Origin of the sequence: Pseudarthrobacter raffinosi (assembly GCF_023913835.1) — a bacterium.
Classification (GTDB): Bacteria; Actinomycetota; Actinomycetes; order Actinomycetales; family Micrococcaceae; genus Arthrobacter; species Arthrobacter raffinosi.
Genome location: NZ_JAMXBG010000008.1, coordinates 158,972 through 171,497, shown reverse-complemented (window position 1 = coordinate 171,497; position 12,526 = coordinate 158,972). Strand labels below are relative to the sequence as shown.

The following is a 12,526-nucleotide window of genomic DNA, read 5'->3' as shown; positions in this document are numbered from 1 at the left end:
TATTGAGGAACTCATATGTTGAAGAATATTGCGGCCGCAGGCCTACTTGCTGCTGCCTTGGCATTTTCTGCGGCGGCCCCGGCTGTCCTGTCGGCAGGTTCCATCGCCGATACCACCGGCGTATCCGTAGCCGTTGGCAACTGGCCCGATCCAATGTCCAAGCCCGTCAAGGACAAGGGCTAGACCTACACCACCAACGTGGGCAACTGACCCGATGTAAGGAATCCTCTCAGGAGGCGCGGCCCCGGGGCATGGTCATCATGCCTCGGGGCTATTTCTTTGCCCGGACACGTGACGGTTCTGCCCCGGGTACTTGACCGCCGGGAGATACAAAAGAGGGCCTCCCCTGGGGGAGACCCTCTTTCGATTGGTCGGGATGACAGGATTTGAACCTGCGACCTCGTCGTCCCGAACGACGCGCGCTACCAAGCTGCGCCACATCCCGATCCGCTGCAAAAGCAACTTTACAAGGATAGCCGACGCCGGGCCCGGATGCGAAATCGGCGGCGCCGGCCGGGTCAGATCCCTAGTCCAGGGAGTCCTTCCAGGCGCCGTGGAGGTCTGCGAAGCGTCCGCCGCCGCCGATGAGTTCCGCGGGGGTGCCGTCCTCAACCACGCGGCCGTCATGGACCACCAGGACGCGGTCGGCGGTTTCGACGGTGGAAAGGCGGTGCGCGATGATCAGCGCCGTCCGGCCGCCGCCCGCAGAAGCTGAGCCCTCGGTCGCAAACCCCGCACCAGACGAGCCCGGGGCACCTGCCGGACTGCCGGCGTCGGACGTTGCCCGCAGAAGGCGCGCCAGGCCGCTCTGGACGAGCCGCTCAGAGGGGATATCCAGCGACGAGGTGGCCTCGTCCAGGATCAGCACCGCCGGCCGGGCCAGGAACGCCCTGGCGAAGCTGATCAGCTGCCGTTGCCCGGAGGACACCCTGCCGCCGCGCTTGTTGACATCGGTGTCATAGCCTTCGGGGAGTTCGGTAATGAAGTCGTGGGCGCCCACGGCCCGGGCAGCATCCTCGATCTCCGCCCGGGAAGCCTCCGGCCGGCCAAGGGCGATGTTGTCCGCCACGGAGCCGCTGAACAGGAACGCCTCCTGCGTGACCATCACGATGTTCCGGCGCAGGTCCGTGGTGGTGAGGCTGCGCAGGTCCACTCCGTCCAGGGTCAGGGACCCGGAGGAGACGTCGTAGAAGCGGGCGATCAGCTTGGCAAGCGTGGATTTCCCGGCGCCGGTCTGCCCCACCAGGGCAACGGTCTGGCCGGCGGGGATGTGCAGGTCCATGGTGGGGATGACCACAGGGCCGTCGCCGTAGCGGAACTCCACACCCTTGAAATCGACGGCGCCCCTGGCATCGCGGAGCGCAACAGGGTTCTTGGGCGGACGGACCGTGGGAACCTCCTCCAGCAGGCCGGACACCTTCTCCAGGGCAGCCTGGGCGCTCTGGAAGGAGTTGTAGAACATGGCCATCTGGTCCACCGGCTGGAAGAAGCGTTTGGTGGACAGGATCAGTGCCAGCAGCACGCCCACGGCAAGGTCCCCGCCCAGCACACGGAACCCGCCAAACAGGAGCACCACGGCCACGCAGACGTTGCCGATCAGCACCAGCCCGGGCTGGAAGATGCCGTTGAGGTTGATAGAGCGGACCGTTACCAGCCGGTAGTCCTCAGCCAGCCGGCCATACGTCCCGGCGTTCTCAGTTTCCCTTCGGAAAGCCTTCACGGCGCGGATCCCGGTCATGGTCTCCACAAAATGCACAATCAGCCGGGCGGACACCACCCGGGATTCGCGGAATACGATCTGGGAGTGCTTCTGGTACCAGCGCGAAAGGAAGTACATCGGGACGCCGGCGGCCAGCACGATCAGCCCGCTGCGCCAGTCCAAGGCAAACACCGTCACAGCCGTGAAGACCATAAACAGCAGGCCCGAGGCCAGGGAGCTGACGCCGGAGTCGAGGAGTTCCCGCAGCGCATCCAGGTCCGAGGTCTGCCGGGCGATGATCCGTCCCGACGTGTACTTTTCGTGGAACTCCAGGCTCAGGCGCTGCGTGTGCCGGAAGACCCGGACGCGCAGGTCCAGCAGCATCGCCTGGCTGAGCCGCGCGGTGGAGGTGACGTAGAGGGCGGTGAGTCCCGCCGTCGCGATCGCTGCGAGCAGGTAGGCGACGCCGGTAAGCACCAGAGGGAGGTTGTCGCCCGCCTGCAACGACGGGAGCGCGTGGTCGATGCCGAACGCGATCAGTGCAGGCCCGGCCACGCGCGCGGCCTGGGACAGGACCACGGTGGCGATGGTCAGCCAGAACCTGAGCCGCACCGGACGGATCAGGGTGGCCAAAAGGGCGAGCGACCGCCGTCGTACGGTTTTACTGTCCGACTTGCTGAGGTGGGTGTCGTCCTCGTTGGCGGTGCCGAAGGTTGTGTTACTCATCGGATGCTGTCCTCTGACTCGTCCTCAAGCTCCGACAGTTCCGAATCCAGGTCCCGTGGTTCCTGGTCCAGGCTGGCGATGACGTAGCGGTAATGGGGGTTGTGCGCCAGAAGTTCCGTGTGGGTTCCGACGGCGGCGATCCGGCCATCCTCGAGCAGCGCCACCCGGTCGGCCAGCGCCACGGTGGACGGGCGGTGCGCGACGATCAGCGTGGTGGTGTCCTTCAGGACCGCGCGGAGCCGGGTCTCCACAAGCTCCTCGGTGTGCACGTCCAGGGCCGAGAGCGGATCGTCCAGTACGAGGACCCGGGGCCGCGCCGCGATGGCCCGGGCCAGGGCGATCCGCTGCCGCTGCCCGCCGGAGAGGCTCAGTCCCTCCTCGCCGATGAGGGTGGCCACGCCTTCCGGCAGCGAGTACGCGAAGTGCGCCTGCGCTACATCCAGGGCTTCGTCCAGGGCTCCCTCGGTCCGGTCGGGCGCCCCGAGGAGCACGTTGTCGCGGACGGAATTGGAGAACAGCGTGGTGTCCTCGAACGCGACGCCCACCACGCGCCGGAGCCCGTCGACGTCGAACTCGCGCAGGTCCACCCCGTCGATGGTGATGGAGCCGTCGGTGACGTCGAACAGGCGCGGGACCAGCTGGATCAGCGCGCTCTTGCCGCTTCCCGTGATGCCCACCAGGGCCATGGTCTCGCCCGGCCGGACGTCCAGATTGATCTCTTTGAGGATGGGCTTGTCCGGTGCGTCCTCGAACGCGAATGTGGCGTTCTTGAAGCTGAGCGCGCCCTTCAGCTGCGAGGGGGTGCGCGGCGCCGGGGGACTGGTGATGGTGTTGACCGAATCCATGACCTCGAAGTGGCGGTCGACGGCGGACTTGGCGGTGAGTGCCATGGCCAGCAGCATGCCGGAGAACTCCACCGGCGTCGCAATGACGGCGGCGGTGGCGAAGAAAGCCACCAGGGCGCCGATGCTCAACTGGCCGCTGGCGCAGAGCATCACACCCACCACCAGCCCGGCGCCGAGCGCGAGTTCCGGCAGCAGGGTAACCACCATGGTGAACGTTGCCTGGTGCTTGGCCTTCACGATCTCGGTCTGGCGGAGTTCCTCGGCCTGCTCGTTGAAGTTCTCCAGGGCCTCGCGGCTGCGGCCGAAGGCCTTCAGGACGCGGATGCCGTGGACGGATTCCTCCACCGTGGTGGCGAGGTCGCCGGCCTGGTCCTGGCTCCGCCGCGCCACCTTGCTGAAGCGCGTCCGGAACCGGAAACCGTAGGCCATGACGGGCACCGCTGCGGCCAGGAAAATCAGGGCCAGCTGCCAGCTCATGGAGAACATAACCACAATGCCGATGACCACCGTGAGCGTGGTGACCACCAGCATGATGGCACCGAAAGCCATCCAGCGGCGCAGGAAGTTCAGGTCCGTCATGGCACGCGACAGCAGCTGGCCGGAGCCCCAGCGGTCGTGGAAGGACACAGTCAGGTCCTGCAGGTGCCCATAGAGCGAGACCCGCATCCGGGTTTCCACGGTGGTGGCCGGGTTGATCACAAACTGCCGGCGGAGGGCCACGAGTCCCGCCTCGGCGATGCCCAGGACCAGGATGACGACGGCGGCAGTCCAGACGGCGTCCGACGCGCCACCGGGTTTGAGGGACTCATTTACGAGGACGCGCAGCACCTGCGGTATGGTCAGCGCCACGACGCTGGCCAGAAGTGCGCAGAGTAGCCCCATCACCAGCCGGGGGATGATCGGCCTCACGTGAGGGTAAAGACGGCTGATGGATCTGAAAAATGAGGTCTGCTTGGCCATGCCCGCTTCTCAAGCTCTAAATCGAATGTAGTTTCCCTTAGCAACTACCCTATGCCATGGCGTGAGCAGGTTCACACCTTCGTTATTCGGGGGAGGTGAGCGTCAGCAGGACGGCCTCGGGTTTGCAGGCGATGCGGATGGGAGCGAACCGGGAGGTGCCGATGCCGCCCGAGACGTTGACCGGCGTCGTACGTCCGTTGCTTTCCCAGTTGTTGAGTCCCTTGGCCCGCCACGTGGGGAGGTCGCAGTTGGACACCAGGGCGCCGTAGCCGGGGATGCAGAGCTGGCCGCCATGGGTGTGGCCCGCCAGCAGCAGGTCCGCGCCGTCCTGCGTGAAGTGGTCCAGGACCCGCTGGTACGGGGCATGGATGACCGCAACGCGGAGGTGCGCGTTCTCATCCTGGTCACGGGTGCCGCGGGGCCAGCCCGCATAGCGCTCCCGGCCCAAGTGCGGATCGTCCACGCCGGAAAAGTCGAAACGGATGCCCTTCAACACCACCGACTGGTGCCGGTTGGTGAGGTCCACCCAGCCGCCCATGCCGAAGCCGGACCGCAGCCGCGGCCAGTCCAGTTCGATGGGTTTGGGCTTGACCTTGGACGGGCCCAGCAGGTAGGAACCGGGGTTCTTGAATCTAGGGCCGAAGTAGTCGTTGGACCCCGGGACGAAAACGCCGGGAAACTCCAGAAGCGGTCGCAGTGCCTTGAGCAGGGGCTCCACCGCCTTGACGTGGCTGAGGTTGTCCCCGGTGTTGACCACCAGGTCCGGCTCCAGCGACGCCAGCGACTCCAGCCAGCGCGCCTTGGTGTCCTGGCCCGGGACGAAGTGGATGTCGCTCAGGTGCAGGACGCGGAAGGGCGGGTGGCCTGCGGGCAGGATGGGCAGTGCCTCCTCGCGCAGGACAAACTGGTTCTTCTCCCACAGCCCGTATCCGAAGGCGGCGAGACCCGCTGCGGTTCCCGCGCCAGCGGTGACGGCAAAGCCGCGCCCGATGTTCCGGACGCGGCTGGCCAATGCAGGGCTGACTGCCATGGGAGGCTAGTTCTTCTTGTCGCTGTTGCCCGGTGCAGGGTCCGTGGACGGCTGCGGGGCGGGAGCCGTGGCAGGCGCGGTGGCCTGCGTTGACGGCGTGGTCCGGGCGGGCGTTCCGCTCACCATGTTGGTGGGCGGGGCCGTGAACGCGTTGGTGCCATACGCCGGAGCGACCTGGGCCATGTACTTGGAGAACATGGGACCGGCGATCATGTAACCGTCGATCGCCTTGTAGAACTTTCCATTGACCGTGAGGTTACGGCCCTCACGGCTCTGGTCACCCAGCGGGTCACCGAACCATGCGGCGGTGGCCACACCGGTGGTGAAACCGACCACCCAGGTGGATCCGTTGGTGTCGTTGGTGCCGGTCTTGGCGGCCACCGGGAAGTTGGTCTTCGTGGAGAGTCGCGGCTTGATGAGGGATCCGGACCCCTCATCCAGGACCTTCTGCATGGCATACGCAACGCCCCGGGCGACCTCCGGTTTGACGGCATCCCGGCAGCTCGTGGCCTGTGCCGGGAGCTGCGCGCCGGTCTGGTCCGTGACAGAGGTGATAGCGATGGGCTCGCAGTACTTGCCGTCATTGGCGAACGTGGCAAACGCGGAGGCCATGGTCAGCGGGGCGGTCTGCGTGGAGCCGATCAGGTTGGCCAAAGTGGTCATCTTGACCTTCGGGTTGGGATCTTCAGCCGAGGGCAGGCCGCCGTGGATTCCGACCGCATCCACGATCTTCTGGATGCCGCAGAGGTCAACCTGAGCCGCCGAGGCGAAGGTGGCCGTGTTGATCGAGTTCTGCAGGCCGTACAGGATCGTCATGTTCCGGTAGTAGCCCTCGTCGGAGTTCTGCAGGTCAAAGCTGCCGGGAATCCTGGCGTCGTACCAGCCAACGGTGGGGTCCGGGCACGTGTTCTTCCAGGGGAAGTTCTGCGGGTACTTGCGAGTGGCGGCGTTGATGTTGGTGTTCATGGCCTTGCCCTCGTTCAGCCATTCGGCGAACGTGAAGGGCTTCATGGTGGAACCGGGCTGGAATCCGCCCAGGCCGTTGAGGTCGTTGCCGTCCTTGTCCAGCTTGTCTACGTTGAAGTTCTGCGTCTGGTTGAACTTGCCTTCGGTGGGCAGGAACGACGTGTTCTGCGCCATGTTCAGGATCTTGCCGGTGTTGGGCTGCACGGAGACGATGGACGCACCCCAGTTGTCCGGATTGACGCCGGCGGCTGCATCAGACTCAGCTTGGGCAACGTTTTGGGCGTTGACGTCCAGCGTGGTGGTGATGGTCAGGCCACCGCGGAAGATCTTCTGTTCGCGCTCTTTTGCGTCCGCACCGTAGGCCGGGTTGTTAAGCAGCAGGTGTAGCACGTAGTTGCAGAAGTAAGGTGACGTGGTGGCGTACGCGCAGCCCTGGCGTGACTCTGTGATCTTCGGTTCCACGGGGGTGGCCACAGCGGCGTCGTGATCGACCTGGGTAATCTTTCCCTGGTCCAGCATGAGGCCCAGCACCAGGTCCCGGCGCTGTTTGGCGTTCTCCGGGTTGGTGATGGGGTCAAACGCTGACGGGCTGTTAACGAGGCCAGCCAGGAGTGCTGCCTGCGGGAGGGTCAGATCCTTGGCGGTGGTGCTGAAGAAGAATTTGGACGCGGCCTCGATGCCGTAGGCGTCGCGGTTGAAGAAGACGATGTTGAGGTAACCCTCGAGGATCTGTTCCTTGGAGAATTCCTTCTCCAGGGCGATCGCGAGCTTCATTTCGCGAAGCTTGTCTCCCACGCCCTTGTTAACACCGTTGAGCTTGATGTCCTCAGTGTTTCCCTCGGCAGCGAGGTTGGAGTTGAGCACGTTGTTCACGTACTGCTGGGTGATGGTGGAGGCACCCTGTTTGTTGCCACGGGCTGTGCTGACCATGGCGCGGAGGATGCCGGTGGTGTCCACACCGCCATGCTCGTAGAACCGGCTGTCCTCGACAGCGATGATGGCTTCCTTCACGAACGGCGAGATCTGGTCGAGGGCAACCTTGGTCCGGTTTTCCTCGTAGAGGTTCGCGATCAGGCTGCCGTCCGCGGCGAGGATCCGGGTGGACTGGCTGGGGGGGTCCACCTGCAGCTCTGCCGGGAGGGTATCGAAGAACTCGATAGAACCGCTTGCCGCGCTGCCGGAAACGGCCGCAGCCGGAACCAGCAGGCCCGCCACCAGGACACCACAAATCGCGCTCACACCGAGGAAACCAAATATCTTTCCGAGGGTAGTGGCCGTGTCGAAAATGGGGTTCTTACGAGTCACCATGTTTTCCACTTTACCGGCAAGGACTAGTCTTTAGCTCATGACCAAATGGGAGTACGCGACGATTCCGCTCATTATTCACGCCACCAAGCAGATCCTGGACCAGTGGGGAGAGGACGGCTGGGAGCTCGTCCAGGTAATCACCGGACCTGACGGCAACGGCCTGGTTGCCTACCTCAAGAGGGAGAAGCAGTAGCAATGAGCACCCCCGCAGAGACCACGTCCGGCCCTTTATCCACGCCGGAAAACGCGTCTGAGTCAGCGCCGGTTTCCGCCGTCGAGCAGCGCCTCGCCGAGCTGGGACTGACCCTCCCCGAGGTGGCCGCTCCCGTCGCCGCCTACGTGCCGGCCGTCATCACCGGCAGCCATGTTTACACGTCCGGCCAGCTGCCGTTTATTAACGGCAAACTCGAAGCAACCGGCAAGGTCTCCACCGGCACAGAGGGCGCCTCCGACGAGCCCACCGTGTCCCCGGAGGACGCCAAGGCCTACGCCGCTGTCTGCGCCATCAACGCACTGGCGGCCATCAAGAGCGTCATCGGCGATCTGGACCGCATCACCCGCATCGTCAAGGTGGTGGGCTTCGTGTCCTCCGATCCGGCCTTCACCGGACAGCCTGGCGTCATCAACGGTGCGTCCGAGCTCCTCGGCCAGGTCTTTGGTGACGCAGGCCGGCACGCCCGCTCCGCCGTCGGCGTGTCGGTTCTTCCGCTCGACTCTCCCGTAGAGGTCGAACTGATCGCTGAATTCAGCTAAGGACCCGGTTCACTCAATTGCCTCAGCTCGCCCGACGATTATTTGCCCTTCCTCCGGATCTTGAAGGGGCTGCCCAAAGCTGGCTCGAACACGGTGAGCGGACCCCGCGTGCCGCCCGCTACGCATCGTCCGTTGTGCTGCTGCGGGACTCGCCCACCGGCCTGGAGACATGGCTGGGGTACCGGCCCGGCTCCTCGCCGCTGGGCGTCCTCGCTTTCCCCGGAGGTTCCCTGGAGGCGTCCGACAACGACGCCGTCGGCTGGCTGGGCCCCTCACCCCAGCATTGGGCCGAGCAGATGGGGACGGACGACGTCGGGCTGGCGCGGCGCCACGTGGTGGGCGCCATCCGCGAACTCTTTGAGGAAGCCGGCGTGCTCCTTGCCGGGCCGGACATGTCCACCACCGTGGAAAATACGTCAACGCAGGACTGGATGCGGGCCCGTGTGGCCGTTGCCGACCAGGAGAAGACCTTCACGGAGCTCCTCGCCAAGCGGGGACTCTCGCTGCGGACCGATCTGCTCAAGCCGCTCGTCAACTGGCGCAGCCCCGACTTCGCGCACCGCCGCTTCGACACCCGCTATTTCGCCGCCACCGTCCCCATGAACCAGCAGCCCAGCCTGCTGGAGAGCAAGGGCGTCTGGGGCCGCTGGGTGTGCGCCACCAAGGCCATCGCCGCGCGCAGCACCACTGCCCTGGGCGATGAAGTGGGCCAGGAGAACACCGTTGGCCTTACCCTCGGCCAGCTCCTGGTGCCGGGGTCGGAGATCATGCTGGAGAAGATGGCCGCAGCGAACGGCTGCATCGCCTACCTCAGCTACAAGCGCAAACCCCACGTGTACCAGGCACTGCTGGTCGAAGAAGAGGCCACGCTCATGCTCGAAGTCGAGGCCGCCAAAACCGTAGCCGGAGACCCCCAGCGCGAACGCTAGTCCGCGGACCGCCCGGTTAAGTCCGCCGGACAGCGGCCCTTCGCCGTCGCTTAGACACGACGCATAGGGAAACCTCCGGTCGCTGTGCGACCTCCGGTTCCCGATGCGCCGCGATGCGCTCCTACGCGAAAGACCGCCGCCCAACTCGAACGCTCTCTCACTTGATGCAGGTTTTTGGGCAACGCTCTCTCACTTTCCCTAAGAAAGTGAGAGAGCATTTGGGGAAAAGCCCCATAAAGTGAGAGAGCGTCGGCAGGGGGTACGCAAAAGGCCCCAAGGGTGGCATCCGGAAGCATGCGTCAAAGCGACGAAGGAGCAGCACGCGGAGGATGTCAGCCTTAGGGCCTCAATCGTGAAAGGACTAGCGGGAGCGCTGGCGGAGGCGCTGCATGTCGAGGATCACTACGGCACGGGCTTCGAGGCGGAGCCAGCCGCGCTGGACGAACTCTGCCAGGGCCTTGTTGACCGTCTCGCGTGAGGCGCCTACCAGCTGGGCCAGCTCTTCCTGGGTGAGCTCGTGGGCTACCAGGACGCCGTCAGTTGCCGGGCGGCCGAAGCGGTCGGCCAGGTCTAGCAGGGCCTTGGCCACGCGGCCGGGGACGTCGGAGAACACCAGGTCCGAGAGTGAATCGTTGGTGCGGCGCAGGCGACGGGCCAGGGCCTGCAGCAGCTGCGCCGAAACCTCGGGGCGCGTCCGCAGCAGGGCGTTGAGGCTTTCGTTCTTCAGGCCAGCAAGGCGGGTTTCGGAGACAGCCGTGGCCGTGGCCGTGCGGGGGCTGGGGTCAAAGAGTGCCATTTCGCCGAACAGTTCACCCGGGCCCAGTATGGCGAGCAGGGACTCCCTGCCATCGGGGGACGTGCGGCCCAGCTTCACCTTGCCGGAGACGATGAAGTAGAGCTGGTCGCCCTGGTCGCCCTCGCGGAATACCGATGCACCGCGGGAGAGGTCCACCTCGGTCAGCTCGTCCGTCAGCAGGCGGAATGCTTCGTCGTCGAGCGTGGCAAATAGGGGTGCTCGGCGCAGTACCTCGATGTCCATGAAATCTCCTGAATAAAAAGTGTCGGCTGTGGCGCTTTTGCCATTGTTTCAGAATTTTCAAGGTTCTGTGACGTACTTGGCAGCGGAAACGCCGCTGACACTGTGCAATGCGGGCCCGATCCGGTGCCCGGCCGCGCCCGGGGTGTGAGTTTGACGACTGAACGTGAGGCGAACCTGGCCCCAATAGGCGGGAGACTGGCGCCCACGGAATAATGTCAGCCTGCGCCACTAGAATTGGGTCTCAACCGTATTAGAGGAGCGCTCAGTGTTTGGCTTGACTGTTCTGGACCTGGCGCTGATCCTGGCCCTGCTGTCTTACCTGATCTATGGCCTGCGCAACGGCTTCCTGGTCACCCTCGGGGGTATCGCCGGCCTCGCCGCGGGCGCCGTGGCTGCCTTCTTTGCCGTTCCACTGGTCAGCAACTTCGTGGACGACTCCGGCTGGAGGCTGACCGCCATCGTGGCCGCCGCCGTCGTACTGATGGCTCTGGGCCATGGCCTAGGGACCATGATCGGGCGCAAAATCCGCGGCGCCGTGCGGATCAAGCCGCTGCGGGCTGTGGACCGGCTGGTGGGCGGGGCCGTCAACGTGGTGGTCTCGGCGCTGGTGATGTCCATGCTCGCTTTCAGCGTCAGCGCTCTCGGCGTTCCGTTTGTGTCCCAACAATTGGCCGAGTCCAAAGTCATCCGATACATCGATGGGCTGACGCCTGTCCCGGTGAAGACCACCATGGCGCAGCTGCGGTCCACGGTGATCGGCAACGGAATCCCCACGCTGCTTGAAGGCCTGGACCAGGGTCAGCAAGTGGCAGTGCCCAATGCAAGCACCGATACGCCAGCGCTGAACCGGGCCGCGCAGTCAGTCCTGAAAATTGCCGGAACCGCCTACCAATGCGGGCAGAACCAGACCGGCACTGGCTTTGTGGTTTCCCCTGGCCGGGTTGTGACCAATGCCCATGTTGTGGCGGGCGTGTCGCAGCCGGTGGTTGAAATTCCCGACGGCGGCGCGATGCCCGGGCGGGTGGTGTACTTCGACACCAGGCACGACCTCGCTGTTTTGGCCGTTGACGGGTTGCCTTCCGAACCACTCACGCTGACGTCCGACCTTCCGAACGGCAGCCCGGCAGCTTTCGCGGGGTACCCTCACGGCGGTCCGTTCCAGTCCAACCCCGCCACGGTCCAGGACATCACCTCGGTTCTGGTGCCCGACATCTACGGCGAAAACCCGGCCCCGGAAGAGATATACCGCCTGGCCGGCAACGTCCAGCCCGGGAACTCGGGCGGCCCGCTGCTGACCATGGAGGGCCTGGTGGCCGGCGTCATTTTCGCCAAGGCAACCTCGGACACCGAAATGGGTTTCGCGATCACCATGAATGACCTGTTCCCGGTCGCATCCCAGGCCGCAAGCCTCAGCGCTCCAGTCTCCTCCGGGCAGTGCATCCAGAAGTAGCCCGGGCGGCCTGAGCCACACGAGCCTGAGCCACACGAGCCTGAGCCGCACAGCGCCGGGCTACAGCGCTTCGGCCAGGTAGTCGATGGCCAGCTTGTAGCCGAACACTCCAGCTCCTACGATCACCGCGGCGCACACCGGGGACAAGAAGGAGTGGTGCCGGAATTCCTCGCGCTGGTGCACGTTGGTGATGTGGACCTCGACGGCGGGAAGCTGCACCGCCGCCAGAGCGTCACGCAGGGCCACGGAGGTGTGGGTGAAGGCGCCGGCGTTCAGCACAATCCCGACGGCGGTGCCGCGGGCTGCGTGGATGACGTCCAGGAGCACCCCCTCATGGTTGGACTGGACACACTCCACCGTGAAGCCGTGGGCCTGCGCCGCCGTAGCTGCCAGTTGCTCCACGTCCGCGAGAGTGGAAGTGCCGTACTTCTCCGGTTCACGGGTGCCCAGCAGGTTGAGGTTGGGGCCGTTGATCACGAGGATCGTGCCGCGCCCGGCAGCGGAGGCAGATGCGGAGTCAGGGGAGGAAACGTCAGTCATGGCTCCAATCTACCCGTCGGATTCTGCACCATCATTCGGCCCGGGACATTCCACGTGGCCGGATTTCCGGGGGGCCGTGGACTTCGAACGGTGAATGATGGTGCAGAATTCGTCGCAAAGGACCCTAGGCGACGACGTTGACGTTTCACGGACGACACTTACTTTTCGCACAGCTGGTGGGCTGGCCGCGCTGCCAAGAGGGCCATTCGCTGGCGGGCGCTACTTCCGGCTATCCGCTGTCGCCGCTCACCCGAGTCCGCGCTAAAGGGGGCGTGCTCTGC

11 protein-coding genes and 1 tRNA gene are annotated in these 12,526 nt (G+C 65.1%); 5 read left to right on the top strand and 7 right to left on the bottom strand.

The window, feature by feature from the left end:
• The first annotated feature begins 15 nt into the window (after positions 1-15).
• On the top strand, positions 16-183 hold the full coding sequence (locus tag NG697_RS10280; protein ID WP_252600306.1) for a hypothetical protein: 168 nt from the start codon (positions 16-18) through the stop codon (positions 181-183).
• Positions 184-368: 185 nt separating this feature from the next.
• Here the strand turns inward: NG697_RS10280 and NG697_RS10275 are convergent.
• The 5 genes from NG697_RS10275 to NG697_RS10255 form a co-directional block, all read right to left on the bottom strand.
• Positions 369-445, bottom strand: a tRNA-Pro gene (locus NG697_RS10275).
• 81 nt (positions 446-526) lie between these two features.
• On the bottom strand, positions 527-2,425 hold the full coding sequence (locus NG697_RS10270; protein ID WP_252614112.1) for an ABC transporter ATP-binding protein: 1,899 nt from the start codon (positions 2,423-2,425) through the stop codon (positions 527-529).
• Positions 2,422-4,230: an ABC transporter ATP-binding protein gene (locus tag NG697_RS10265; RefSeq protein WP_252609759.1), complete on the bottom strand. Its 1,809-nt coding sequence runs from the start codon at positions 4,228-4,230 to the stop codon at positions 2,422-2,424. The genes NG697_RS10270 and NG697_RS10265 overlap by 4 nt, the downstream gene beginning before the upstream one ends.
• 82 nt (positions 4,231-4,312) lie before the next feature.
• A complete protein-coding gene (locus NG697_RS10260; RefSeq protein WP_252609768.1) occupies positions 4,313-5,260 on the bottom strand; it encodes a metallophosphoesterase in 948 nt (315 codons plus the stop codon).
• Between the two features lie 6 nt (positions 5,261-5,266).
• On the bottom strand, positions 5,267-7,534 hold the full coding sequence (locus NG697_RS10255; RefSeq protein ID WP_252614111.1) for a transglycosylase domain-containing protein: 2,268 nt from the start codon (positions 7,532-7,534) through the stop codon (positions 5,267-5,269).
• Positions 7,535-7,571: 37 nt separating this feature from the next.
• Here NG697_RS10255 and sp36 point away from each other — a divergent pair, with 37 nt between their 5' ends.
• The 3 genes from sp36 to NG697_RS10240 are packed head-to-tail and all read left to right on the top strand — an operon-like array spanning position 7,572 to position 9,216.
• Entirely contained in the window at positions 7,572-7,727 is a 156-nt protein-coding gene (sp36, locus tag NG697_RS10250) for a Sp36 family protein (protein ID WP_099093395.1), read from the top strand.
• A gap of 2 nt (positions 7,728-7,729) precedes the next feature.
• The gene (locus NG697_RS10245) at positions 7,730-8,287 is read left to right on the top strand and encodes a RidA family protein (protein WP_252609772.1); all 558 of its coding nucleotides are present in this window, start codon (positions 7,730-7,732) and stop codon (positions 8,285-8,287) included.
• Between the two features lie 17 nt (positions 8,288-8,304).
• A complete protein-coding gene (locus tag NG697_RS10240) occupies positions 8,305-9,216 on the top strand; it encodes an NUDIX hydrolase (RefSeq protein WP_252614110.1) in 912 nt (303 codons plus the stop codon).
• Positions 9,217-9,577: 361 nt separating this feature from the next.
• On the opposite strand, the gene NG697_RS10235 is transcribed toward NG697_RS10240, so the two are convergent.
• Positions 9,578-10,255, bottom strand: a complete 678-nt coding sequence (locus NG697_RS10235) for a Crp/Fnr family transcriptional regulator (protein WP_011693220.1) — start codon at positions 10,253-10,255, stop codon at positions 9,578-9,580.
• A 265-nt stretch (positions 10,256-10,520) separates the two neighbouring features.
• On the opposite strand from NG697_RS10235, the gene NG697_RS10230 reads away from it, so the two are divergent.
• The gene (locus NG697_RS10230; protein ID WP_252614109.1) at positions 10,521-11,705 is read left to right on the top strand and encodes a MarP family serine protease; all 1,185 of its coding nucleotides are present in this window, start codon (positions 10,521-10,523) and stop codon (positions 11,703-11,705) included.
• 60 nt (positions 11,706-11,765) lie between these two features.
• On the opposite strand, the gene aroQ is transcribed toward NG697_RS10230, so the two are convergent.
• The gene (gene aroQ, locus NG697_RS10225; protein WP_141141598.1) at positions 11,766-12,245 is read right to left on the bottom strand and encodes a type II 3-dehydroquinate dehydratase; all 480 of its coding nucleotides are present in this window, start codon (positions 12,243-12,245) and stop codon (positions 11,766-11,768) included.
• Between the last annotated feature and the right edge of the window lie 281 nt (positions 12,246-12,526).

Excerpts from the sequence above, each read along its gene's own strand:
- NG697_RS10280 (WP_252600306.1), top strand. The coding sequence starts at position 16 with ATGTTGAAGAATATTGCGGCCGCAGGCCTACTTGCTGCTGCCTTGGCA.
- NG697_RS10270 (WP_252614112.1), bottom strand. The coding sequence starts at position 2,425 with ATGAGTAACACAACCTTCGGCACCGCCAACGAGGACGACACCCACCTC.
- NG697_RS10265 (WP_252609759.1), bottom strand. The coding sequence starts at position 4,230 with ATGGCCAAGCAGACCTCATTTTTCAGATCCATCAGCCGTCTTTACCCT.
- NG697_RS10260 (WP_252609768.1), bottom strand. The coding sequence starts at position 5,260 with ATGGCAGTCAGCCCTGCATTGGCCAGCCGCGTCCGGAACATCGGGCGC.
- NG697_RS10255 (WP_252614111.1), bottom strand. The coding sequence starts at position 7,534 with ATGGTGACTCGTAAGAACCCCATTTTCGACACGGCCACTACCCTCGGA.
- sp36 (WP_099093395.1), top strand. The coding sequence starts at position 7,572 with ATGACCAAATGGGAGTACGCGACGATTCCGCTCATTATTCACGCCACC.
- NG697_RS10245 (WP_252609772.1), top strand. The coding sequence starts at position 7,730 with ATGAGCACCCCCGCAGAGACCACGTCCGGCCCTTTATCCACGCCGGAA.
- NG697_RS10235 (WP_011693220.1), bottom strand. The coding sequence starts at position 10,255 with ATGGACATCGAGGTACTGCGCCGAGCACCCCTATTTGCCACGCTCGAC.
- aroQ (WP_141141598.1), bottom strand. The coding sequence starts at position 12,245 with ATGACTGACGTTTCCTCCCCTGACTCCGCATCTGCCTCCGCTGCCGGG.